A 22815-nucleotide genomic window follows, 5' to 3' on the forward strand; every position below is an offset into this window, starting at 1 on the left:
TACCTCTACTGTCTGGTGCGGTGGGCGATGATCACTTTTCTACAGGCGAAAAAAAAGACCTTGAATTTCAAGGTCTTTTTTTAAGATGGTGCCCCGAGGGAGACTCGAACTCCCACTCCTTTCGAAAACGGATTTTGAATCCGCCGCGTCTACCAATTCCGCCATCAGGGCTCAATGGCGGCGAAGTATAGAGAGGTGATTACCGTTGGTCAATCACGTTTCATGGTCTATTTTCACTATTTCCGCTAGACTTCCCGGCCCTGCTAGACGAACCCCATCATGCGCGTTGCTGACTTTACTTTTGAACTCCCGGATTCGCTGATCGCCCGCCACCCTTTGGCCGAGCGTCGCGCCAGCCGACTGTTGACCCTGGACGGGGTCAGCGGTGCCCTTGCACACCGTCAATTCACTGATTTGCTTGAGCATTTGCGCCCAGGCGATTTGATGGTCTTCAACAATACCCGGGTGATTCCGGCGCGGCTGTTTGGCCAGAAAGCTTCCGGCGGCAAGCTGGAAATTCTCGTCGAGCGGGTGCTGGACAGCCATCGTGTGCTGGCCCATGTGCGCTCCAGCAAGTCGCCGAAACCGGGGTCGAGCATTCTGATTGATGGCGGTGGCGAGGCCGAGATGGTCGCGCGCCATGACGCGCTGTTCGAGCTCAAGTTTGCCGAGGAAGTGTTGCCGCTGCTGGAGCGTGTCGGCCATATGCCGTTGCCTCCTTATATAGACCGTCCCGATGAAGACTCGGACCGCGAGCGCTATCAGACGGTTTACTCCGAACGCCTCGGTGCCGTCGCCGCGCCGACGGCCGGGTTGCATTTTGACCAGCCGCTGCTGGATGCGATTGCCGCCAAGGGTGTCGAGACTGCCTATGTGACCCTGCACGTGGGGGCCGGGACGTTTCAGCCGGTGCGTGTGGAGAACATCGAAGATCACCATATGCACAGCGAATGGCTGGAAGTCAGCCAGGCCGTGGTGGACGCGGTCAACGCCTGCAAGGCGCGCGGTGGGCGGGTGGTCGCAGTGGGCACCACCAGCGTGCGCTCCCTGGAGAGCGCGGCGCGCGATGGCGTGCTCAAGCCGTTCAGTGGCGACACCGACATCTTTATCTACCCAGGCCGGCCGTTTCATGTGGTCGACTGCCTGGTCACCAACTTCCATTTGCCGGAATCCACGCTGTTGATGCTGGTGTCGGCCTTCGCGGGTTATCCCGAAACAATGGCCGCGTATAACGCCGCCATTGACAATGGATACCGTTTTTTCAGCTACGGTGATGCGATGTTTATCACCCGTAATCCGGCGCCGCGCGGCCCAGAGGAACAACTATGAGTCGTATGTCGTTTGAGTTATTGGCCACCGACGGCAAGGCCCGTCGCGGCCGCCTGACCTTCCCTCGCGGTACTGTGGAGACCCCGGCGTTCATGCCGGTCGGCACCTACGGCACGGTCAAGGGCATGCTGCCGCGTGACATCGTCGCCACCGGCGCCGAGATCATCCTTGGCAACACCTTCCACCTGTGGCTGCGCCCGGGCACGGAAGTGATCAAGAAGCACGGCGACCTGCATGACTTCATGAAGTGGCAAGGCCCGATCCTGACTGACTCCGGTGGTTTCCAGGTGTTCAGCCTGGGCGCCATGCGCAAGATCAAGGAGGAGGGCGTGACCTTCGCCTCGCCGGTGGACGGTTCCAAGGTGTTCATGGGCCCGGAAGAGTCGATGCAGGTCCAGCGTGACCTGGGCTCCGACATTGTGATGATTTTTGACGAGTGCACGCCGTACCCGGCCGATGAAGACGTGGCGCGGATCTCCATGGAGCTGTCGTTGCGCTGGGCCCAGCGCTCGAAGAATGCCCACGGCGACAACACGGCGGCGTTGTTCGGTATCGTCCAGGGCGGTATGCACGAAAGCCTGCGCAAGCGCTCGCTGGAAGGCCTGGACAAGATCGGCTTCGACGGCCTGGCCATTGGCGGTCTGTCGGTGGGCGAGCCCAAGCATGAAATGATCAAGGTGCTGGACTACCTGCCAGGCCTGATGCCTTCTGACAAACCTCGTTACCTTATGGGCGTTGGCAAACCAGAAGATCTCGTAGAGGGTGTGCGCCGCGGTGTGGACATGTTCGATTGCGTGATGCCAACCCGTAATGCCCGCAATGGGCATCTGTTCATTGATACAGGCGTGCTGAAGATCCGTAACGCGTTCCATCGCCATGATGATTCGCCGCTGGATCCCACCTGTGATTGCTACACCTGCCAGAACTTCTCCCGTGCTTATCTGCACCATCTGGACAAATGCGGGGAAATGCTGGGTAGCATGTTGAATACCATCCACAATTTGCGTCACTACCAAGTCCTGATGGCTGGTTTGCGCGAGGCTATTCAACAGGGTACATTGGCCGCCTTTGTCGATGCCTTCTATGCCAAGCGCGGGCTGCCCGTGCCGCCCTTGGACTGAGTTTCCCGACCCTAAGATTCACTATTTGCAACTGGAGTGCTAAATGAGCTTTTTTATCTCTAACGCTATGGCTGACGCCGCTGCACCGGCCGCTGCCGGTCCTATGGGCGGTGGTTTCGAGTGGATTTTCCTGGTCGGCTTCCTGGTCATCTTCTACCTGATGATCTGGCGCCCACAGGCCAAGCGCGCCAAAGAGCAGAAAAACCTGCTGGGTAGCCTGCAAAAAGGCGACGAAGTGGTCACCACCGGCGGTATCGCTGGCAAGATCACCAAGGTTTCCGATGCTTTCGTGGTACTGGAAGTCTCCGACACCGTTGAAATGAAGTTCCAGAAAGGCGCCATCGCCGCCACGCTGCCAAAAGGCACGCTCAAAGCGATCTGAGTAACAACTTTTACCAATCGACGGGGCGCGCAAGGCGCCCCGCGTCATAAGCGGGCGGCGTGATGCTGAACAAATACCCTCTGTGGAAATACGTACTGATCCTGGCGGTGCTGGCGATCGGCTTTATTTATTCCGCTCCCAATCTCTATCCTGATGACCCGGCGATCCAGATCACCGGTGCCAGCACTTCGCTGCAGGTCAATCAGGCTGACCTGGACCGTGCGAGCAAGGCGCTCATCGACGCGGGTATCCAGGTTAAAGCGGCAACATTGGCAGCTGATGCGAAGGGCGGTTTGCTGCGCCTGACCAAGCAAGAAGACCAATTGCCGGCCAAGGATGTTGTGCGCAAGGTCATGGGTGATGACTACGTCGTTGCACTGAACCTGGCTCAGACCACGCCAAAATGGTTGAGCAGCATTGGCGCGCATCCCATGAAGCTGGGTCTGGACTTGTCCGGTGGTGTGCACTTCCTGTTGGAAGTGGACATGGACAAAGCCCTCGACGCACGCATGAAAGTCTACGAAGGCGATGTGAAGAGCCTGCTGCGTAAAGAGCGCCTGCGTTATCGCAGCCTGCCGCAGCTCAATGGTGCCATCCAGCTGGGTTTTGCTGACGAAGCAAGCCGCGAACAGGCCCGTGCACTGATCCGCAAAAGCTTCAACGATTTCGACATTGTTCCGGCCGACCTCAATGGTCAGGCGGTACTGCGTCTGGCGATGACCCCGGCCAAGCTGGCGGAAATCCGTGAATACTCCATCAAACAGAACTTGACCACGGTACGTAACCGCGTCAACGAGCTGGGTGTGGCCGAGCCTCTGGTTCAGCGTCAGGGTGCCAACCGCATCGTGGTTGAGCTGCCGGGCGTGCAGGATACTGCTGAAGCCAAGCGCATCCTCGGCAAGACTGCCAACCTGGAGTTCCGCCTGGCGGCAGAGCCGGGTGCTTCCAAGGCCACTTCCGAAACCTTCGAGTTCCGCGAGGGCAACCGCCCGGCTGCGCAGATCGAGCGTAGCCTGATCATCACCGGTGACCAGGTGACGGATGCCAAGGCTGGTTTCGGCGAGCACGGCACGCCTGAAGTGAACATCCGTCTGGATGGTCATGGTGGCGAACTGATGAACCGCGCCACGCGCAGCAACGTCGGTCGCAGCATGGCGGTGATCTTCATCGAGCAACGCCCGGTGACCACCTACACCAAGCAAATGGTCAATGGCGTCGAGAAAGACGTGGCGGTACAGACCTTCAAGGAAGAGAAGAAGATCATCAGTCTGGCGACCATCCAGTCGCCTCTGGGTGCTCAATTCCGCATCACCGGCCTGAACGGCCAGGGTGAGTCTTCCGAACTGGCGCTGCTGTTGCGTGCCGGTGGCCTGGCCGCACCGATGTACTTCGCCGAGGAGCGCACCATTGGCCCAAGCCTGGGTGCTGACAACATCACCAAGGGTGTCGATGCGGCGCTGTGGGGCATGCTGTTCGTTTCGCTGTTCATCATTGCCATCTACCGCTTCTTCGGCGTCATCGCCACCGTAGCCCTGGCGGGCAACATGGTGATGCTGCTGGCCCTGATGTCGCTGCTGGGGGCTACACTGACCCTGCCGGGTATCGCCGGTATCGTGCTGACCATGGGTATGGCGGTAGACGCCAACGTGCTGATCTTCTCGCGGATTCGTGAAGAGATCGCGGCGGGCATGAGCGTGCAGCGGGCAATCAACGAAGGCTTCGGCCGGGCATTTACCGCGATTCTCGACTCCAACCTGACCACATTGCTGGTCGGCGGGATTCTCTTTGCCATGGGCACCGGCCCGGTCAAGGGTTTTGCGGTGACCATGTCCCTCGGTATCTTTACCTCGATGTTCACGGCCATTTTGGTGACCCGCGCAATGGTCAACCTGATCTTTGGCGGGCGTGACTTCAAGAAGTTGTGGATTTAAGGGGCTGCCATGTTACGTACAATCAACTTCATGGGCGTTCGCAACGTTGCGTTCGGCGTCACTGTGCTCCTTACCGTCCTGGCGCTGTTCAGCTGGTTCCATAAGGGGTTGAACTACGGCCTGGACTTCACCGGCGGTACGCTCATCGAGCTGACCTACGAGAAACCGGCCGACGTCACCAAGGTGCGTGCCCAGCTGAACGAGGCCGGGTATAACGAGGCGATCGTGCAGAGCTTTGGTGCGACCACCGACCTGCTGGTGCGGATGCCCGGTGAAGACCCGCAACTGGGTCACCAGGTGGCCGAGGCCTTGCTCAAGGTCGGTGGCGACAACCCGGCTTCGGTCAAGCGCGTCGAGTTCGTCGGCCCGCAGGTGGGTGAAGAGCTGCGCGACCAGGGCGGCCTCGGCATGCTGATGGCGCTGGCCGGCATCATGGTCTACCTGGCGTTCCGCTTTCAGTGGAAGTTTGGCGTCGGTGCCATTGTCTCGCTGATCCACGACGTGATCGTGACCGTGGGGATCCTGGCGTACTTCCAGATCACCTTCGACCTGACGGTATTGGCGGCGGTGCTGGCGATCATTGGTTACTCTTTGAACGACACCATCGTGGTATTCGACCGGGTTCGCGAGAACTTTCGGGTGCTGCGCAAGGCGACGTTGATCGAGAACATCAACATCTCCACCACCCAGACCCTGCTGCGTACCATGGCGACGTCGATCTCCACCTTGCTGGCGATTGCCGCGCTGATGATCTTCGGTGGCGACAACCTGTGGGGCTTCTCCCTGGCGCTGTTCATCGGCGTCCTGGCAGGTACCTACTCGTCGATCTACATCGCCAACGTGGTGCTGATCTGGCTGAACCTCAACAGCGAAGACCTGATTCCTCCTGTTGCGACAGACAAGGAGATCGACGACCGCCCTTGATGGGTGCTTGTTGATCGGCTGTTACAAAGAAGGCGCGAGTATTGAACTCGCGCCTTTTTTTTTGCTCCAAGGCTGGGTATAGCGCGGACGTTTCAGTCCGCTTGTGATGGTCAGGAGGTTCACGTGAACAAGTCGTTACTGGTTGGTGCGGTATTGGGTGCTGTCGGTGTGACTGCCGGGGGTGCTGTCGCCACCTACAGCCTGGTAAAAAGCGGCCCTGAGTATGCGCAAGTGCTGGCAGTGCAGCCGGTCAAGACCCAGATCAAAACCCCGCGTGAGGTCTGCAAGGACGTCACCGTAACCCGGCAGCGTCCGGTGCAGGATCAGCATCAAATCGCCGGTACCGTGGTCGGCGCCCTGGCAGGTGGCCTCCTGGGTAACCAGATCGGTGGCGGTACAGGCAAGAAGATTGCCACCGTAGCCGGCGCAGTCGGTGGTGGTTATGCCGGTAACAAGGTTCAGGAAGGCATGCAGAACCGTGATACCTACACCACCACCCAGACGCGCTGTAATACCGTCAACGATATCAGCGACAAGGTTGTCGGGTATGACGTGCGTTACAACCTGGATGGCAAGGAAGGATCGGTGCGCATGGAGCGCGATCCGGGTAGCCAGATCCCAGTGGATAAAGAAGGGCGTTTGATCTTGGGCCAAAATCAACAGTAATCCCAAGCCTGGCGCAGCTCAAAATGTGGGAGCGGGCTTGCCCGCGATGGCGGTGAATCAGTCAAATGTGTCTAACCAGGCACTCCGCTATCGCGGGCAAGCCCGCTCCCACATTTGATTTGTGTTGTCGCTGAAAGCGAGGCATGCCCAAATCCCAGGCATAAAAAAAGCACCCCGAGGGGTGCTTTTTTGTGCTCGCTCGCTTAACGCTTCAGCGAAGCCGGCAGGTGCGGCTGGATCGCCGTCAGGACTGCCTTGAAGCATTTGGTGTTGCCTGCTACCACGTGACCCTTCTCCAGGAAGTCGTGACCGCCGGTGAAGTCGCTCACCAGGCCGCCGGCTTCTTGAATCAGCAGGGCGCCTGCGGCCATGTCCCACTCGGACAGGCCCGACTCCCAGAACGCATCAAAACGACCGGCGGCAACGTATGCCAGGTCCAGGCTGGCGGCGCCGGCGCGGCGGATGCCGGCAGTCTGGCCAACCAGGGCGCGGAACATGCCCAGGTAGTTTTCCAGGTTGTCCATCTGGTCGTCACGGAACGGGAAGCCGGTGCCCAGCAGGGCGCCGTCCAGGCTGGTGCGACCGCTGACACGCAGGCGACGACCGTTCAACTGGGCGCCACGGCCGCGGCTGGCGGTGAATTCTTCCTGGCGAACCGGGTCCAGCACGACGGCGTGTTCCAGGCGGCCACGGTATTTGCAGGCAATGCTCACGGCAAAGTGTGGGATGCCGCGCAGGAAGTTGGTGGTACCGTCCAGTGGGTCGATGATCCACAGGTAGTCTTCGCCTTCGCCGCTACCTTTGTGCAGGCCGGTTTCTTCACCGAGGATGCCGTGGGTAGGGTAGGCCTTGCGCAGGGCGTCGATGATTTTCTGTTCGGCGGCGCGATCCACCTCGGATACATAATCCTTGGCGTCTTTTTCGTCGACCTTGATGGTATCCAGGCGCTCGATGGAGCGGAAGATCAATTCACTGGCGCTGCGGGCGGCGCGCAGCGCGATATTCAGCATGGGCTGCATGGATGTGTCACCTAAGGTTGTTAAAGAAAGCCGGGCATTCTAGCAGAAACTTTCTTCAGGTGAAGGGCGACGTTCGCTTTCATGGCATAACCTTAGGCTGTTCTGTAATATTTGCCCCCCTTTCCCATGTCCGAGAGCGCCTCCCTTGCTGCAAAACATTCGTGTCGTCCTCGTCAATACCAGTCACCCCGGCAATATCGGCGGGGTGGCGCGGGCCATGAAAAACATGGGGCTGACGCGCCTGGTGCTGGTGGAGCCACGGGTGTTCCCGCACCACGAAGCCGACGCTCGTGCCTCAGGCGCCAATGACATCCTGGAAAAAGCCCAGGTCGTCGCCACCCTGGAAGACGCCCTGGTCGGTTGCAACCTGGTGCTCGGCACCAGTGCTCGTGACCGGCGCATCCCCTGGCCGCTGCTCGATCCCCGCGAGTGCGGGACCAAAGTGGTCGAAGAGGCTGCTGGCGGTGCTGAAATCGCTCTGGTATTTGGCCGTGAAGACTCCGGCCTGACCAATGACGAGCTGCAGCGATGTCATTATCACGTGCACATTCCATCAGACCCTGAATTCAGCTCGCTGAACCTCGGGGCAGCCGTGCAGGTGTTGAGTTATGAAGTGCGCATGGCCTGGCTGGCAGCACAAGGCCAGCCGAGCAAGATGGAGAAGGATGAGGTTGCATCCACCAAAAGTGGTGAATTGGCCACCATGGATGAGCTGGAGCGGTTCTATGAACACCTGGAGCAAACCCTGGTGGCCATCGAATTCCTTGATCCGGAAAAGCCGCGGCACTTGATGGCGCGCCTGCGCCGGCTTTATGGGCGCAGCTCGGTCAGCCGGGCAGAGATGAATATATTGCGTGGCATCCTCACGGAAACCCAGAAAGCGGCCCGTGGCGAGCTTCTTAAGCGGAAGGATTAAAAATGTTCGAGCGTTTGCGAGAAGATATCCAGAGTGTTTTCCACCGTGACCCGGCGGCGCGCAACGCCTTTGAAGTGCTGACCTGCTACCCGGGCATGCACGCGATCTGGATTCACCGCTTGTCCGGTGCCTTGTGGGGCATGGGCTGGAAGTGGCTGGCGCGGCTGGTGTCGAACTTTGGTCGTTGGCTGACCGGGATCGAGATTCATCCAGGGGCCAAGGTCGGTCGTCGCTTCTTCATCGATCACGGCATGGGCATCGTTATTGGTGAGACCGCCGAAATTGGTGATGACGTGACCCTGTATCAAGGCGTGACGCTGGGCGGTACCACCTGGAACAAGGGTAAGCGTCACCCAACCCTGGAAAACGGCGTAGTGGTGGGGGCGGGCGCCAAGGTGTTGGGTCCGTTTACCGTGGGTGCCGGTGCCAAGGTTGGTTCCAATGCGGTGGTGACCAAGGCGGTGCCTCCGGGCGCAACCGTGGTGGGCATTCCTGGGCGGATCATCGTCAAGCCGGAAGTCGGCGATGAGCAGGAGGCCAAGCGCAAGGCCATGGCCGAGAAGATCGGCTTCGACGCCTATGGCGTCAGCGAAGACATGCCGGACCCGGTGGCTCGCGCCATCGGCCAGTTGCTCGACCACCTGCAGGCGGTGGATGGCAAGCTGGATGGCATGTGCGGCGCGCTGAAGGATCTGGGTAGTCCTTACTGTGCGAAAGATCTCCCTGAGTTGCGCGAAGAAGACTTCGCCGAGATCAAGGATGAGGCCGGTGCCACCAAGGCTGGTTAGGTTTTAAGTCCGATAAAATGCCCTGTGGGGGCTGGCTTGCCTGCGATAGCAGTCTGCCAGTCACCCCTTGAGCTGCTGATCCGCCCCTATCGCAGGCAAGCCAGCTCCCCCATTTGATCTCCATTGGTCTTGAGATTGAGCCCTGGCCCTGTTCCTGCTGTTCGATCCCACCCCATCCTGCTATGATTCGCGCGCCCTTTTTACGGGTATTCCTGACTAAAGTACTAGGTCTTATAGTTGACTTAAATACTCGGGAATCGCATACTTGCTCCCATTCTGAAACACCTTGGTACTTGTCCATGAGACTGACTACAAAAGGCCGATATGCGGTGACCGCCATGCTCGATCTGGCCCTGCACGCGCAAAACGGGCCGGTGTCCCTGGCCGATATCTCCGAGCGCCAAGGCATTTCCCTGTCTTACCTTGAGCAGCTGTTCGCCAAGCTGCGCCGCAGCAACCTGGTTTCCAGTGTGCGTGGCCCGGGTGGCGGTTATCAGTTGTCCCGCGATATGCAGGGCATCCAGGTGGCCCAGGTGATCGACGCGGTCAATGAGTCCGTCGATGCTACCAAATGCCAGGGTCTGGGTGATTGCCATGCCGGCGACACCTGCCTGACACACCACTTGTGGTGTGACCTGAGCCTGCAGATCCATGAGTTTTTGAGTGGTATCAGCTTGGCTGATCTTGTGACTCGCCGTGAGGTGCAGGAAGTAGCCCAGCGTCAGGACCAGCGCCGATGCAACACCAAGGTGCCGCGTCTGGACAAGATTGAAGCGTCCGCCGTCGAGTGACAGCCGAAGAGCTAACGGCACGCCAGCCAGCCTGATTTAGGAGAAAGTCCATGAAATTGCCGATTTACCTTGATTACTCAGCGACCACCCCGGTTGATCCGCGTGTCGCGCAAAAGATGAGCGAATGCCTGCTGGTTGACGGAAACTTCGGCAACCCGGCCTCCCGTTCCCACGTTTTCGGCTGGAAGGCCGAGGAAGCGGTGGAAAACGCTCGTCGCCAGGTCGCCGACCTGGTCAATGCCGACCCGCGTGAAATCGTCTGGACCTCCGGTGCCACCGAGTCCGACAACCTGGCAATCAAGGGCGCCGCGCATTTCTACGCGACCAAGGGCAAGCACCTGATCACCACCAAGATTGAGCACAAGGCTGTCCTCGACACCATGCGCCAACTGGAGCGTGAAGGTTTCGAGGTTACTTACCTCGAGCCCACCACCGACGGTATCGTCACCCCGGCAATGATCGAAGCCGCGATGCGTGAAGACACCATCCTGGTTTCCGTGATCCACGTGAACAACGAAATCGGCACCATCAACGACATCGCCGCCATCGGCGAGCTGACCCGCTCCAAAGGCGTGTTGCTGCATGTCGATGCTGCCCAGTCCACCGGCAAGGTCGATATCGACCTGTCCAAGCTGAAAGTCGACCTGATGTCGTTCTCGGCCCACAAGACCTACGGTCCTAAAGGCATTGGCGCGCTGTACGTGAGTCGCAAGCCTCGCGTCCGTATCGAAGCCACCATGCACGGCGGCGGTCACGAGCGCGGCATGCGCTCGGGCACCCTGGCGACCCACCAGATCGTCGGCATGGGCGAAGCCTTCCGTGTAGCCAAAGAAGACATGGCTGCCGAAAACGTGCGCATCAAGGCTCTCAGCGATCGCTTCTACAAGCAGGTCGAGAACCTTGAAGAGCTGTACATCAACGGCAGCATGACCGCCCGTGTGCCGCACAACCTGAATTTGAGCTTCAACTACGTCGAGGGCGAGTCGCTGATCATGGCGCTCAAGGATCTGGCGGTTTCGTCCGGTTCGGCCTGCACCTCGGCTTCCCTCGAGCCGTCCTACGTCCTGCGCGCCCTGGGCCGCAACGACGAGTTGGCGCACAGCTCGATCCGCTTTACGTTCGGCCGTTTCACCACCGAAGAAGAAGTTGACTACGCAGCGCAGAAAGTCTGCGAAGCGGTCACCAAGCTGCGCACTCTGTCGCCGCTGTGGGACATGTACAAAGACGGTGTCGATATTTCCAAGATCGAGTGGGCGGCACACTAAATATAGAAGCCGCCACCCAAGCTCTGTAGGAACGTGGCGGAAAACGCAGGCGTTTCTACAGGGTTCCAGAGCGGCCCTGATGAGTGAGGATTCAGTACCATGGCTTACAGCGAAAAGGTCATCGACCACTACGAAAACCCGCGCAACGTCGGCAAGATGGACGCGGAAGATCCTGATGTGGGCACCGGCATGGTCGGCGCTCCGGCGTGCGGCGACGTTATGCGCCTGCAGATCAAGGTCAACGACGCTGGCGTTATTGAAGACGCCAAGTTCAAGACCTACGGCTGCGGTTCAGCCATCGCCTCCAGTTCCCTGGCGACCGAATGGATGAAAGGCAAGACCCTGGATGAGGCTGTCACTATCAGCAACACCCAGTTGGCCGAAGAACTGGCCCTGCCGCCCGTGAAAATTCACTGCTCGGTACTTGCAGAGGACGCCATCAAGGCGGCCGTTCGCGATTACAAGCAGAAGAAAGGCTTGATCTAAGCATTTGGCGACGAGTAAGGAGTCAACGATGGCTATCAGCATGACAGAAGCGGCTGCGCGGCACGTGCGACGCTCCCTGGATGGGCGCGGTAAAGGTGAGGGGATTCGTCTGGGTGTGCGCACCACAGGCTGTTCCGGCCTTGCCTACGTGCTGGAGTTCGTCGACGAGGTGGTTGCGGAAGATCAGGTGTTCGAAAGTCACGGCGAGAAAGTGATCATCGACCCGAAAAGCCTGACCTACCTGGACGGCACCGAACTCGATTTCGTCAAGGAAGGGTTGAACGAAGGCTTCAAGTTCAACAACCCCAACGTACGCGGTGAATGTGGCTGCGGCGAAAGCTTCAACATCTGAGGCTATTTGTGGGTACTCCTTGTCATTTCGCTTTATTCGAGCTGCAGCCGAGCTTTCGGCTGGACCTCGAGCAGCTTGCCACGCGCTACCGTGAATTGGCGCGTGGGGTGCATCCGGATCGCTTTGCCGACGCTTCCGAGCGTGAGCAGCGCCTGGCGCTGGAGCAGTCAGCCAGCCTCAACGAAGCCTATCAGACGCTCAAAAGCCCTCCCAAACGCGCGCGTTACCTGCTCGCCATGGGTGGTGGCGAAATGCCGCTGGAAGTCACGGTCCATGACCCTGATTTCCTGATGCAGCAGATGCAGTGGCGTGAAGAGCTTGAAGACTTGCAGGACGAGGCCGATCTGGCTGGCGTCGCGGTCTTCAAGCGGCGTCTGAAAGTGGCCCAGGATGAACTCAACGAAAGCTTCGCAGCCTGTTGGGACGATGCAGCGCAACGTGAACAGGCCGAACGCCTGATGCGGCGCATGCAGTTCCTCGACAAGCTCACTTACGAAGTGCGCCAGCTAGAAGAGCGCCTCGACGATTAACCCAGTGCTGCACAGATTGCACGCCTGATAGACAGATAAGACCTGATTACCATGGCTCTACTGCAGATCGCCGAACCCGGCCAAAGTCCTCAACCGCACCAGCGTCGCCTGGCGGTTGGCATCGACTTGGGTACTACCAATTCACTGGTCGCCGCACTGCGCAGCGGTCTCTCCGAGCCGCTGCCCGATGCTGATGGCCAGGTCATCCTGCCATCCGCCGTGCGCTATCACGCTGACCGCATCGAAGTGGGCGAGTCCGCTCGGCTGGCGGCGTCTGCCGACCCGCTGAACACCATACTGTCGGTCAAGCGCTTGATGGGTCGTGGGCTGTCCGACGTCAAGCAATTGGGTGACCAACTGCCGTACCGCTTTGTCGGCGGCGAATCCCATATGCCGTTCATCGACACCGTGCAGGGGCCGAAAAGCCCGGTGGAAGTGTCGGCCGATATCCTCAAGGTGCTGCGCCAGCGTGCAGAAACTACCTTGGGTGGCGAATTGGTCGGCGCGGTCATCACGGTCCCGGCTTATTTTGATGACGCCCAGCGCCAAGCCACCAAGGATGCGGCGAAACTCGCCGGTCTGAACGTGCTGCGCCTGCTCAACGAGCCGACGGCGGCAGCTGTGGCCTATGGCCTGGATCAGCACGCTGAAGGCCTGGTTGCTATCTATGACCTGGGCGGCGGCACCTTTGATATTTCGATTCTGCGCCTGACTGGCGGTGTGTTTGAAGTGCTGGCCACCGGTGGCGACAGTGCCCTGGGTGGGGATGACTTCGACCACGCCATTGCCGGTTGGATGATCACCAGTGCCGGTTTGTCCGCCGACCTGGATCCGGGCGAGCAGCGTAACCTGCTGCAAACCGCCTGCGCCGCCAAGGAAGCGCTGACTGACGCCGCATCTGTTGAAGTTTCCTACGGCTCCTGGTCGGCCCAACTGACCCGTGAAGCCTTTGATGCGCTGATCGAGCCAATGGTCGCCCGTAGTCTGAAGGCTTGCCGTCGTGCCGTACGTGATTCCGGCATCGAACTGGAAGAAGTTGGCGCGGTGGTCATGGTCGGCGGTTCGACCCGTGTGCCACGGGTTCGCGAAGCGGTAGCCGACGCCTTTGGCCGCCAGCCGCTGACCGAAATCGACCCGGATCAGGTGGTGGCCATCGGTGCCGCGATCCAGGCCGATACCCTGGCCGGCAACAAGCGCGATGGCGGCGAGTTGTTGCTGCTTGATGTGATTCCGTTGTCCCTGGGCCTGGAAACCATGGGCGGCCTGATGGAGAAGGTGATTCCGCGCAACACCACCATTCCCGTCGCCCGCGCCCAGGACTTCACCACTTATAAAGATGGCCAGACGGCCATGATGATTCATGTGCTGCAAGGCGAGCGCGAGCTGATCAGCGACTGCCGCTCCCTGGCGCGTTTTGAATTGCGCGGTATCCCGGCCATGGTCGCGGGTGCGGCGAAGATCCGCGTGACGTTCCAGGTTGACGCCGACGGCCTGCTCAGCGTGGCAGCACGCGAGCTGGGTTCGGGCGTTGAGGCGAGCATCCAGGTCAAGCCGTCCTACGGCCTGACTGACGGCGAAATCGCCAAGATGCTCAAGGATTCGTTCCAGTACGCCGGTGATGACAAGGTCGCCCGGGTGTTGCGTGAGCAGCAAGTCGATGCCCAGCGCCTGCTTGAAGCGGTGCAGGGCGCCCTTGAGGCCGACGGCGAGCGCCTGCTGGATGCTGAAGAGCGTCTGGTCATCGACCTGCAGATGCAGGAACTGGCCCAATTGATGAAAGGCACCGATGGCTATGCCATCGAACAACAGACCAAGCGCCTTTCACAAGTAACCGATGCCTTTGCCGCCCGTCGTATGAACCAGACGGTGAAAGCCGCCCTGGCGGGACGCAACCTGAATGAAATCGAGGAATAACTGATGCCACAGGTCATTTTTCTGCCACACGCCGAGCATTGCCCGGACGGTATGGTCGTGGAGGCTGAGACCGGCAAGTCCATTCTCGAAGTTGCCCATGACAACCATATCGAGATCGAGAGTGCGTGTGGTGGTGTTAACGCCTGCACCACCTGTCACTGCATTATCCGCGAAGGTTTCAACAGTCTCGAAGAGGCTGATGAGCTGGAAGAGGACTATCTTGATAGGGCGTGGGGCCTGGAACCGACTTCGCGCCTGAGCTGTCAGGCCAAGGTGGGGACAGAAGACCTCACCGTCGAAATTCCGAAGTATTCGCTCAACCATGCCGCCGAAGCGCCGCACTGATTCAAGGAAGTGTCATGAGTCTTAAATGGGTTGATGTGCAAGAAATCGCTATTCTGCTGGCCGACGGCCATCCGGATACGGATCCCTATTCGGTGAACTTTGTAGCTTTGCGTGACATGGTCATGGCTTTGCCAGGGTTCGAAGACGAGCGGGATCGTGGTGGTGAAAAGGTTCTCGAAGCGATCCAGACTGCCTGGAAAGAAGAACAGGACTGAAGCCTCCCTTACGCAGTTAGGCAATACCCAAGAACCCGCGTATAATTCGCGGGTTTAATTTTTCGCAAATTACCGTTTCTGGAGTTACACCATGGCTGTTCAACGTACTTTCTCCATCATCAAGCCTGACGCTGTTGCAAAAAACGTCATCGGCGAGATCACCACTCGTTTCGAAAAAGCCGGCCTGAAGGTTGTAGCTTCGAAACTCAAGCAACTGTCCAAGGCTGAAGCTGAAGGCTTCTACGCTGAGCACAGCGCTCGTGGTTTCTTCGGTGACCTGGTTGCCTTCATGATCTCCGGTCCTGTTGTTGTTCAGGTTCTGGAAGGCGAAAACGCTATCGCTCTGAACCGTGAGCTGATGGGCGCTACCAACCCTAAAGAAGCAGCTGCCGGCACTATCCGTGCTGACTTCGCTGATTCCATCGACGCCAACGCTGTACACGGTTCGGACTCCGAAGCCGCTGCTGCTCGCGAAATTTCGTACTTCTTCGCAGCTACTGAAGTAACCACTCGCTAAGCATTGGCTTAAGAGTGAAGGTGAATCCATGACTACATCGACTGTAAAAACCAACCTGCTGGGTCTGACTCAACAGGAAATGGAAAAATTCTTCGACTCAATCGGGGAGAAGCGTTTCCGTGCCGGTCAGGTAATGAAGTGGATTCACCACTTTGGTGTCGACGATTTCGACGCCATGACGAACGTCAGCAAGGCCCTGCGCGACAAGCTCAAGGCGATTGCTGAGGTCCGTGGTCCTGAAGTGGTCAGCGAGGACATCTCCAGCGACGGCACCCGTAAGTGGGTGGTGCGCGTGGCGTCCGGCAGCTGCGTCGAGACCGTCTACATTCCCCAGGGCAAACGTGGCACCTTGTGCGTTTCGTCCCAGGCAGGCTGTGCCCTGGATTGCAGTTTCTGCTCCACCGGCAAGCAAGGCTTCAATAGCAACCTCACCGCCGCCGAAGTCATTGGCCAGGTGTGGATTGCCAACAAATCCTTTGGCAGCGTCCCGGCGACCGTCGACCGTGCCATCACCAACGTGGTGATGATGGGCATGGGTGAGCCGCTGCTGAACTTCGACAACGTGGTTGCGGCCATGCACTTGATGATGGACGACCTGGGCTACGGCATCTCCAAGCGCCGTGTGACCCTGTCGACCTCCGGCGTGGTGCCGATGATTGATGAGCTGTCCAAGCACATCGACGTCTCCCTGGCGTTGTCGCTGCACGCACCCAATGACGCATTGCGTAACCAATTGGTGCCGATCAACAAGAAGTATCCGCTTAAGATGCTCCTCGAATCTTGCCAGCGTTATATGTCGTCCCTGGGCGAAAAGCGCGTCCTGACCATCGAGTACACCTTGCTCAAAGATATCAATGACAAGGTTGAACACGCGGTCGAGATGATCGAGTTGCTCAAGAACACCCCGTGCAAGATCAACCTGATTCCGTTCAACCCGTTTCCCCATTCTGGCTACGAGCGGCCGAGCAACAACGCCATCCGTCGTTTCCAGGATCAACTGCACCAGGCTGGCTTCAATGTCACTGTGCGCACCACCCGTGGTGAGGACATCGACGCCGCTTGTGGCCAATTGGTAGGACAGGTGCTGGATCGCACCCGTCGTAGCGAGCGTTACATCGCAGTGCGCGAATTGAGCGCCGACAGCGATCTGGCGCAGAACGCCGCGACACGAACCTGAGAGAGGATCTCTATGCCCTTGCGCCTTGCGCTGCTGTTGCTTGTTGCCAGCCTGTCGGTTGGCTGTGTTTCATCGGGCTCTGATAGTCCGTTGCAAACCGGCAAGGGCCGTGACGAAGCGCGTGCTGCCTATGTGCAGTTGGGGCTGGGATACCTGCGCCAGGGCCTGAGCGAGCAGGCCAAGGTGCCGCTGCAAATGGCTCTGGCCCTCGACAACCATGATGCCGACGCGAATGCGGCGTTGGCCCTGGTGTTCCAGGCCCAGGCCGAGCCCGAGCTGGCCGACCAGTATTACCGCAAGGCCCTGGCTGTTCGCCCCCATGATCCACGCCTGCTCAACAACTACGGCAGCTTCCTGTTTCAGCAGGAGCGTTATAAGCAAGCGTCCGGTTATTTCCAGCAAGCAGCCACTGATACCCTATATCCTGAACGTTCGCGGGTTTTCGAGAACCTGGGAGTGACCTCCGTGCGTCTCGGCCAGCGTGAAGATGCCCGCCAGCAACTGGAAAAAGCCCTGCACCTGAATCAGCGCCAGCCACGGGCCTTGCTCGAAATGGCCCAGTTGTCGTTTGAAGACAGGCATTATGTGCCGGCACGTGACTATTACGAGCGTTTTAGCCTGCTCAGTGGGCAAAATGCACGTAGTCTATTGCTTGGTGTGCGCCTCGCCACGGTTCATGAAGAACGCGACAAGGCCGCACGTTTTGGTCAGCAATTAGAACGACTCTATCCCGGTACCCCGGAATATCAGCAATACCTGTCGGAGCAATGATGAAAGCCGCGCACCCGGAAGTTGTAGCCGCTAATCGCGTAAACCCAGGCGAGACCTTGCGTCAGGCCCGCGAAAGCAATGGTTGGTCGCTGGAAGAAGTGGCCCTCAAGCTCAATTTGACCACCACTTCCCTGGGTAACCTGGAAAACGGCGCGTTCGACAAACTGCCAGGGCATACCTTCGCCCGTGGTTACATCCGCGCCTATGCCAAGCTGCTGGGCACGGACCAGGCCATCCTGGTCCAGCAATTCGACCAGTTCACCGGTACGGATTCCCAGGGCAGTAACGTACACGGTCTTGGTCGTATTGAAGAGCCGGTGCGGGTTTCCCATACTATTTTGCGAATTGTCAGCCTGTTATTGCTGATTGCAGTGATCGGTGGTGGTTTTATCTGGTGGCAGGACCAGACCTCGCTGCGCAGCAAGGATCTGATCAGCAACGCCCTGGAACACGTCGAAGTCGAAAGCGCTGACGGTACCACCCAGATTCACCCCTTGGACGAGCCGGAAGACCAGGCTGTCGTCCAGGGCCAGGCTGCCCCTGAAACCAATCTTGAGCTGCAAGCGGGCCAGCAGCCTGCCGAAACCGGCGGTGAGCCAGCTCCGGCTGCCGTTGCACCGGCTCCAACGGCTCCCGTGACCCAGGCCCCGGCCGCCACGGTCCAGACGCCTGTTGTCCCGGCCCAGGCTCCGGCCGCGCCAGTCGCACCAACAGTCGCTGCACCTGCCGCCCAGACGCCTGCCGGCGTGGCGGGGGATGGCCGTCTCCACATTACCTACGTCGCTGACTGCTGGACACAAGTCACCGATGGCAATGGCAAAGTCCTGTTCAGTGCTTTGAAGCGTAAGGGAGATACGCTTGAGCAGGTCGGCAAGCCTCCTTTGACGCTGCGTCTGGGCTTTGCCCGTGGCGCGCAAGTGGCCTATAACGGCCAGCCTGTAGACGTGGCGCCGTTCACCAGTGGCGAGACCGCTCGCCTGAAGTTGGGACAATAGTCATGCACGGCGAATCTCCAATCAAACGTCGCGTATCGCGCAAGATCTGGGTCGGCTCCGTACCGGTGGGTGGTGATGCCCCCATCGCCGTGCAGAGCATGACCAACAGCGACACCAATGACGTAGCGGCCACCGTGGCCCAGATCAACCGCCTGGAAGCCGCTGGCGTCGATATCGTGCGGGTTTCTGTGCCGGATATGGACGCTGCCGAAGCCTTCGGCCGCATCAAGCAATTGGTCAAGGTACCGTTGGTCGCCGATATCCACTTCGACTACAAGATCGCGTTGCGCGTGGCCGAACTGGGCGTCGACTGCCTGCGGATCAACCCGGGCAACATCGGTCGCGAAGACCGCGTGCGTGCCGTGGTCGACGCAGCCCGTGACCGCGGGATCCCGATCCGCATCGGTGTCAACGCTGGCTCCCTGGAAAAAGACCTGCAGAAGAAATACGGCGAGCCTACCCCGGCAGCCCTGGTCGAGTCGGCACTGCGCCATGTCGAGCACCTTGAACGCCTGAACTTCCAGGATTTCAAGGTCAGCGTAAAGGCTTCCGACGTGTTCATGGCGGTAGAAGCCTACCGCCTGCTGGCCAAGGAAATCGTGCAGCCATTGCACCTGGGCATTACCGAAGCCGGTGGTTTGCGTTCAGGCACAGTGAAATCTGCGGTGGGTCTCGGTATGCTGCTGGCCGACGGGATTGGCGATACCATTCGTATCTCCCTGGCGGCGGACCCGGTAGAGGAAGTGAAAGTCGGCTACGACATTCTCAAATCCCTGCATTTACGCTCCCGTGGCATCAATTTTATTGCCTGCCCGAGTTGCTCGCGGCAGAACTTCGACGTGGTGAAAACCATGAACGAGTTGGAAGTACGCCTGGAAGACCTGCTGGTACCGCTGGATGTTGCGGTGATCGGCTGTGTGGTCAACGGGCCGGGTGAGGCCAAGGAGGCGCACGTAGGCCTGACCGGCGGTACCCCGAACCTGATTTACATCGACGGCAAGCCGTCGCAGAAATTGACGAATGATAATCTGGTGGATCAGTTGGAACGGCTGATCCGCGAGAAAGCGGCCGAGAAGGTCGCCTCTGACGCAGCGCTGATCGCTCGCGGCTGATCGAACGAATTTAAGGATTTGATGTGAGCAAGTCTCTGCAAGCCATTCGTGGCATGAACGACATCCTGCCCGAACAGACGCCCCTGTGGCGCTATTTCGAGAGCACGGTCGCGCGCCTGCTGGATAACTACGGTTACAAGCAGATCCGCATGCCAATCGTCGAGTTCACCGAGCTGTTCAAGCGCTCCATCGGTGAAGTGACTGACATCGTCGAAAAAGAGATGTACACCTTCGAAGATCGCAACGGCGACTCCCTGACCTTGCGTCCGGAAGGTACCGCCGCGTGCGTGCGCGCTGTGCTCGAGCATGGCATCACCGGTGGTGGCCAGACCCAGAAACTGTGGTACATCGGCCCGATGTTCCGCCACGAGCGCCCACAAAAAGGCCGTTATCGCCAGTTTCACCAGATCGGTTGCGAAGTCTTCAACCTCGATGGCCCGGATATCGACGCCGAGCTGATCGTGCTGACCTGGCGCCTGTGGGGCCAACTGGGCATCCGCGACGCGGTCAAGCTCGAGCTCAACAGCCTGGGCACCAGCGAGTCCCGTGGCCGTTACCGTGAAGCCCTGGTCGAGTACCTGTCCGCTCACCTGGACAAGCTCGATGAAGACAGCCAGCGTCGCCTGAAGACCAACCCATTGCGCGTCCTTGATACCAAGAACGCCGAGACCCAGGCTGTGCTGGTCGACGCGCCGAAAATGGCCGACTACCTGGACGACGAGTCCCGCACGCACTTCGAGGGCCTCAAGGCACGCCTGGATGCGGCCGGGATTCCCTACGTGATCAACCCCAAGTTGGTGCGCGGCCTCGATTACTACAGCAAGACCGTGTTTGAGTGGGTCACTGACAAGCTCGGCGCCCAGGGCACCGTGTGTGCCGGTGGTCGTTACGACGGCCTGGTCGAGCAGATGGGTGGCAAGCCGACCACGGGCGTGGGTTTTGCCATGGGCATCGAGCGGCTGATCCTGCTGCTGGAAACCCTGGAGCAGATCCCTGAAGAAATTTCCCGTCAGGTGGACGTGTACCTGTGTGCCTTTGGCGAGGCAGCCGAACTGGCTGGCCTGGCCTTGAGCGAACAGTTGCGCGACCAACTGCCGAACCTGCGCCTGCAGGTCAATGCCGGCGCTGGCAGCTTCAAGAGCCAATTCAAGAAAGCCGACAAGAGCGGCGCGTTGTACGCGCTGATCCTGGGCGACGATGAACTGGCCCAGCAAGTGGTAAGTGTCAAACCCCTGCGTGGCCAGGGCGAACAACAAAGCATTGCCTTTGATGCGCTTGCCGCGCACTTGGCCACCTGCATCGTGCAGGGTTGAAGCTGTCAAACAGCCGAATTTAGCGATTAAGGAGTATTGGGGTGTCGAGTACTGAAGATGATCAGCTGGCCGAGTTCAAAGACTGGTGGCAGCGTAACGGCAAACCCCTGGTAACTGGCGGCCTGTTGGCGCTGGTGGTGGTGTTCGGTTGGCAGGCGTTCCAGAAGTATCAGGGCAATCAGTCGCAAGGCGCCTCGATGCTCTATCAGCAACTGCTGGAAACCACGCTGACGCCTACCGGCAAGCCTGATCCTGCCCAAGTGGCGGACCTGGCCGGCAAGCTGAAAAACGAATTTGGCGGTAGCACCTACGCCCAATACGGTAGCCTGTTCGTCGCGAAAGTCGCGGTCGATACCGGCAAGCTGGATGATGCAGCCTCCGAGCTCAAAGCCATCGCCGACAAGCCGAGCAACCCGACCCTGGGTGAAATCGCACGTCAGCGCCTGGCCCAGGTCCTGGCCGCACAGAACAAGGCCGACGAAGCACTGAAACTGCTCGACGGCGATGCTGACAAGGCATTTGTAGCCACTCGCGAAGAGCTCAAGGGCGACCTGCTGGTCCAATTGGGTCGTACCGACGAAGCCAATGCTGCGTACCAAAAAGCCAAGGCTGCGCTGTCTGATGAAGCAGCGGTCGGTGGCTTACAAATCAAGCTGGACGACTTGGCCAAAGGGGATGCGTGACGTGATCCGTTGGAAACATGCAGCATTGCTGGCTCTGGCCGTTTTGGCCGCGGGTTGCAGCAGCAACAGTAAAAAAGAACTGCCTCCGGCCGAGCTGACCAGCTTTAAGGAAGAAGTGGTCCTGCAAAAGCAGTGGAGCCGCTCTATCGGTGACGGCCAGGGCGACACCTACAACATGTTGGTACCGGCAATCGACGGTGACAACATTGTGGCCGCTGACGTGACCGGCGTGGTGATCTCCATGGATCGCATGAACGGCGACGTCAAGTGGAAGAAAGACCTCGAACTGCCTGTTTCCGGCGCCGTCGGCGTGGGTTACGGCATGGTGATGATCGGTACGCTGAAAGGCGAAGTCGTGGCCCTGGATTCGAGCACCGGTGAAGAGAAATGGCGCGCTCGCGTGACCAGTGAAGTCCTCGCACCGCCTGCCACCAACGGCGATATCGTCGTGGTGCAGACCCAGGATGACCGTGTCATCGGTCTTGACGCCAACACCGGCGAGCAGCGCTGGCTGTACGACAGCACCCCTGCGGTGTTGACGTTGCGCGGTACCAGTGGTCCGGTTGTGACCAATAACCTGGCGCTGGCAGGTCTTTCGACCGGTAAAGTGGTCGCCCTGGATACCCAGAACGGCGTGCCAGCCTGGGAATCGCGGGTCGCCATTCCGCAAGGTCGTTCCGAGCTGGACCGTGTGGTGGACATCGACGGCGGCTTGCTGCTGTCGGGTGAAACCCTGTACGTCGCCACTTACCAGGGCCGTGTCGCGGCGCTGGACCTGCAAAGCGGCCGCGTCCTCTGGCAGCGTGATGCCTCCAGCTACGCCGGTGTCGCCCAAGGTTTTGGCAGCGTCTACGTGAGCCTGGCATCGGGCACCGTTGAAAGCGTCGATGAGCGTTCCACCACAGCCCTGTGGAGCAATGACTCGCTGGCTCGCCGTCAACTGTCGGCTCCGGAAGTGTTCTCCAGCTATGTAGCGGTAGGCGACCTGGAAGGGTACCTGCACCTGCTGAGCCAGGTAGATGGTCGCTTTGTCGGCCGTGAACGTATCGACAGCGACGGCCTGCGTGCGCGTCCGCTGGTAGTAGGCAACATGCTTTATGTGTTTGGTAACAGCGGCAAGCTGGAAGCCCTGACCATCAAGTAAGAACTATGCTTGGGGTAACCCCCAGGCGGCCCTGCTTCGGCAGGGCATGCGACACCTTCGGGTGTTGCCCCGAGCACCAGCCGCTGCCTTGCAGCGGCTTTTGTATTTTCTGAAATAACGCAGTGGAGA

The 22815-nt window shown here is 59.4% G+C and carries 25 protein-coding genes and 1 tRNA gene; 24 read left to right on the forward strand and 2 right to left on the reverse strand.

Annotated features, from left to right (window positions below; translation table 11 throughout):
* Positions 1–86: 86 nt before the first annotated feature.
* Positions 87–171 (reverse strand) — tRNA-Leu (locus HBR93_RS17950).
* Positions 172–279: 108 nt separating this feature from the next.
* Between HBR93_RS17950 and queA the strand changes: the two genes are divergently transcribed.
* From queA to HBR93_RS17980, 6 genes are all read left to right on the forward strand, one after another.
* Positions 280–1329, forward strand: a complete 1050-nt coding sequence (gene queA, locus HBR93_RS17955) for a tRNA preQ1(34) S-adenosylmethionine ribosyltransferase-isomerase QueA (protein WP_057437921.1) — start codon at positions 280–282, stop codon at positions 1327–1329.
* Between the two features lie 5 nt (positions 1330–1334).
* Positions 1335–2450, forward strand: coding sequence for a tRNA guanosine(34) transglycosylase Tgt (tgt, locus tag HBR93_RS17960; RefSeq protein WP_032858353.1), 1116 nt, complete (start codon positions 1335–1337; stop codon positions 2448–2450).
* A 43-nt stretch (positions 2451–2493) separates the two neighbouring features.
* Positions 2494–2832 carry a preprotein translocase subunit YajC gene (gene yajC, locus HBR93_RS17965; RefSeq protein ID WP_003175975.1) on the forward strand — a complete coding sequence of 113 codons (339 nt, stop codon included), beginning with the start codon at positions 2494–2496 and terminating at the stop codon, positions 2830–2832.
* 62 nt (positions 2833–2894) lie between these two features.
* Positions 2895–4763 (forward strand): protein translocase subunit SecD, encoded by a 1869-nt coding sequence (gene secD, locus HBR93_RS17970; protein WP_057437923.1) that lies wholly within the window; start codon positions 2895–2897, stop codon positions 4761–4763.
* A gap of 9 nt (positions 4764–4772) precedes the next feature.
* Positions 4773–5687 carry a protein translocase subunit SecF gene (gene secF / locus HBR93_RS17975; protein WP_057437925.1) on the forward strand — a complete coding sequence of 305 codons (915 nt, stop codon included), beginning with the start codon at positions 4773–4775 and terminating at the stop codon, positions 5685–5687.
* A 123-nt stretch (positions 5688–5810) separates the two neighbouring features.
* Positions 5811–6353 (forward strand): glycine zipper 2TM domain-containing protein, encoded by a 543-nt coding sequence (locus HBR93_RS17980; protein ID WP_029298576.1) that lies wholly within the window; start codon positions 5811–5813, stop codon positions 6351–6353.
* Between the two features lie 203 nt (positions 6354–6556).
* Here the strand turns inward: HBR93_RS17980 and suhB are convergent, their stop codons facing one another.
* Positions 6557–7372: an inositol-phosphate phosphatase gene (gene suhB, locus HBR93_RS17985; RefSeq protein ID WP_003175971.1), complete on the reverse strand. Its 816-nt coding sequence runs from the start codon at positions 7370–7372 to the stop codon at positions 6557–6559.
* 145 nt (positions 7373–7517) lie between these two features.
* On the opposite strand from suhB, the gene trmJ reads away from it, so the two are divergent.
* The 18 genes from trmJ to bamB all read left to right on the forward strand — a co-directional run bounded on the left by trmJ (position 7518) and on the right by bamB (position 22686).
* On the forward strand, positions 7518–8288 hold the full coding sequence (gene trmJ, locus HBR93_RS17990) for a tRNA (cytosine(32)/uridine(32)-2'-O)-methyltransferase TrmJ (RefSeq protein WP_057437929.1): 771 nt from the start codon (positions 7518–7520) through the stop codon (positions 8286–8288).
* Positions 8289–8290: 2 nt separating this feature from the next.
* Entirely contained in the window at positions 8291–9076 is a 786-nt protein-coding gene (cysE, locus tag HBR93_RS17995) for a serine O-acetyltransferase (RefSeq protein ID WP_057960569.1), read from the forward strand.
* A gap of 299 nt (positions 9077–9375) precedes the next feature.
* A complete protein-coding gene (gene iscR, locus HBR93_RS18000; RefSeq protein ID WP_038446306.1) occupies positions 9376–9867 on the forward strand; it encodes a Fe-S cluster assembly transcriptional regulator IscR in 492 nt (163 codons plus the stop codon).
* 50 nt (positions 9868–9917) lie between these two features.
* Positions 9918–11132, forward strand: a complete 1215-nt coding sequence (locus HBR93_RS18005; protein WP_057437931.1) for an IscS subfamily cysteine desulfurase — start codon at positions 9918–9920, stop codon at positions 11130–11132.
* A gap of 99 nt (positions 11133–11231) precedes the next feature.
* The gene (gene iscU, locus HBR93_RS18010; protein ID WP_028617851.1) at positions 11232–11618 is read left to right on the forward strand and encodes a Fe-S cluster assembly scaffold IscU; all 387 of its coding nucleotides are present in this window, start codon (positions 11232–11234) and stop codon (positions 11616–11618) included.
* Between the two features lie 28 nt (positions 11619–11646).
* The gene (gene iscA, locus HBR93_RS18015; protein WP_010565230.1) at positions 11647–11970 is read left to right on the forward strand and encodes an iron-sulfur cluster assembly protein IscA; all 324 of its coding nucleotides are present in this window, start codon (positions 11647–11649) and stop codon (positions 11968–11970) included.
* Positions 11971–11978: 8 nt separating this feature from the next.
* Complete coding sequence (gene hscB / locus HBR93_RS18020; protein ID WP_057437935.1) at positions 11979–12500, forward strand: co-chaperone HscB; 522 nt, start codon at positions 11979–11981, stop codon at positions 12498–12500.
* A 51-nt stretch (positions 12501–12551) separates the two neighbouring features.
* Positions 12552–14414: a Fe-S protein assembly chaperone HscA gene (gene hscA / locus HBR93_RS18025; protein WP_057960568.1), complete on the forward strand. Its 1863-nt coding sequence runs from the start codon at positions 12552–12554 to the stop codon at positions 14412–14414.
* A 3-nt stretch (positions 14415–14417) separates the two neighbouring features.
* A complete protein-coding gene (gene fdx / locus HBR93_RS18030; RefSeq protein WP_016977666.1) occupies positions 14418–14759 on the forward strand; it encodes an ISC system 2Fe-2S type ferredoxin in 342 nt (113 codons plus the stop codon).
* A gap of 14 nt (positions 14760–14773) precedes the next feature.
* On the forward strand, positions 14774–14974 hold the full coding sequence (iscX, locus tag HBR93_RS18035; RefSeq protein ID WP_057437937.1) for a Fe-S cluster assembly protein IscX: 201 nt from the start codon (positions 14774–14776) through the stop codon (positions 14972–14974).
* Between the two features lie 91 nt (positions 14975–15065).
* Entirely contained in the window at positions 15066–15491 is a 426-nt protein-coding gene (ndk, locus tag HBR93_RS18040) for a nucleoside-diphosphate kinase (RefSeq protein ID WP_017846179.1), read from the forward strand.
* Between the two features lie 28 nt (positions 15492–15519).
* The gene (rlmN, locus tag HBR93_RS18045; protein WP_057437941.1) at positions 15520–16668 is read left to right on the forward strand and encodes a 23S rRNA (adenine(2503)-C(2))-methyltransferase RlmN; all 1149 of its coding nucleotides are present in this window, start codon (positions 15520–15522) and stop codon (positions 16666–16668) included.
* A 12-nt stretch (positions 16669–16680) separates the two neighbouring features.
* Positions 16681–17439: a type IV pilus biogenesis/stability protein PilW gene (gene pilW, locus HBR93_RS18050; RefSeq protein WP_057437943.1), complete on the forward strand. Its 759-nt coding sequence runs from the start codon at positions 16681–16683 to the stop codon at positions 17437–17439.
* Entirely contained in the window at positions 17439–18434 is a 996-nt protein-coding gene (locus HBR93_RS18055) for a RodZ family helix-turn-helix domain-containing protein (RefSeq protein ID WP_169960776.1), read from the forward strand. Before pilW ends, HBR93_RS18055 begins: the two co-directional genes overlap by 1 nt.
* A 2-nt stretch (positions 18435–18436) precedes the next feature.
* Complete coding sequence (gene ispG / locus HBR93_RS18060; protein ID WP_057437947.1) at positions 18437–19546, forward strand: flavodoxin-dependent (E)-4-hydroxy-3-methylbut-2-enyl-diphosphate synthase; 1110 nt, start codon at positions 18437–18439, stop codon at positions 19544–19546.
* Positions 19547–19569: 23 nt separating this feature from the next.
* On the forward strand, positions 19570–20859 hold the full coding sequence (gene hisS, locus HBR93_RS18065; protein WP_057437949.1) for a histidine--tRNA ligase: 1290 nt from the start codon (positions 19570–19572) through the stop codon (positions 20857–20859).
* Between the two features lie 41 nt (positions 20860–20900).
* Complete coding sequence (locus HBR93_RS18070) at positions 20901–21542, forward strand: tetratricopeptide repeat protein (protein ID WP_057437951.1); 642 nt, start codon at positions 20901–20903, stop codon at positions 21540–21542.
* The gene (bamB, locus tag HBR93_RS18075) at positions 21535–22686 is read left to right on the forward strand and encodes an outer membrane protein assembly factor BamB (RefSeq protein WP_057437953.1); all 1152 of its coding nucleotides are present in this window, start codon (positions 21535–21537) and stop codon (positions 22684–22686) included. The genes HBR93_RS18070 and bamB overlap by 8 nt, the downstream gene beginning before the upstream one ends.
* Positions 22687–22815 lie beyond the last annotated feature (129 nt).

Source organism: Pseudomonas sp. WS 5411 (genome assembly GCF_012985595.1).
GTDB classification, from domain to species: Bacteria; Pseudomonadota; Gammaproteobacteria; order Pseudomonadales; family Pseudomonadaceae; genus Aquipseudomonas; species Aquipseudomonas shahriarae.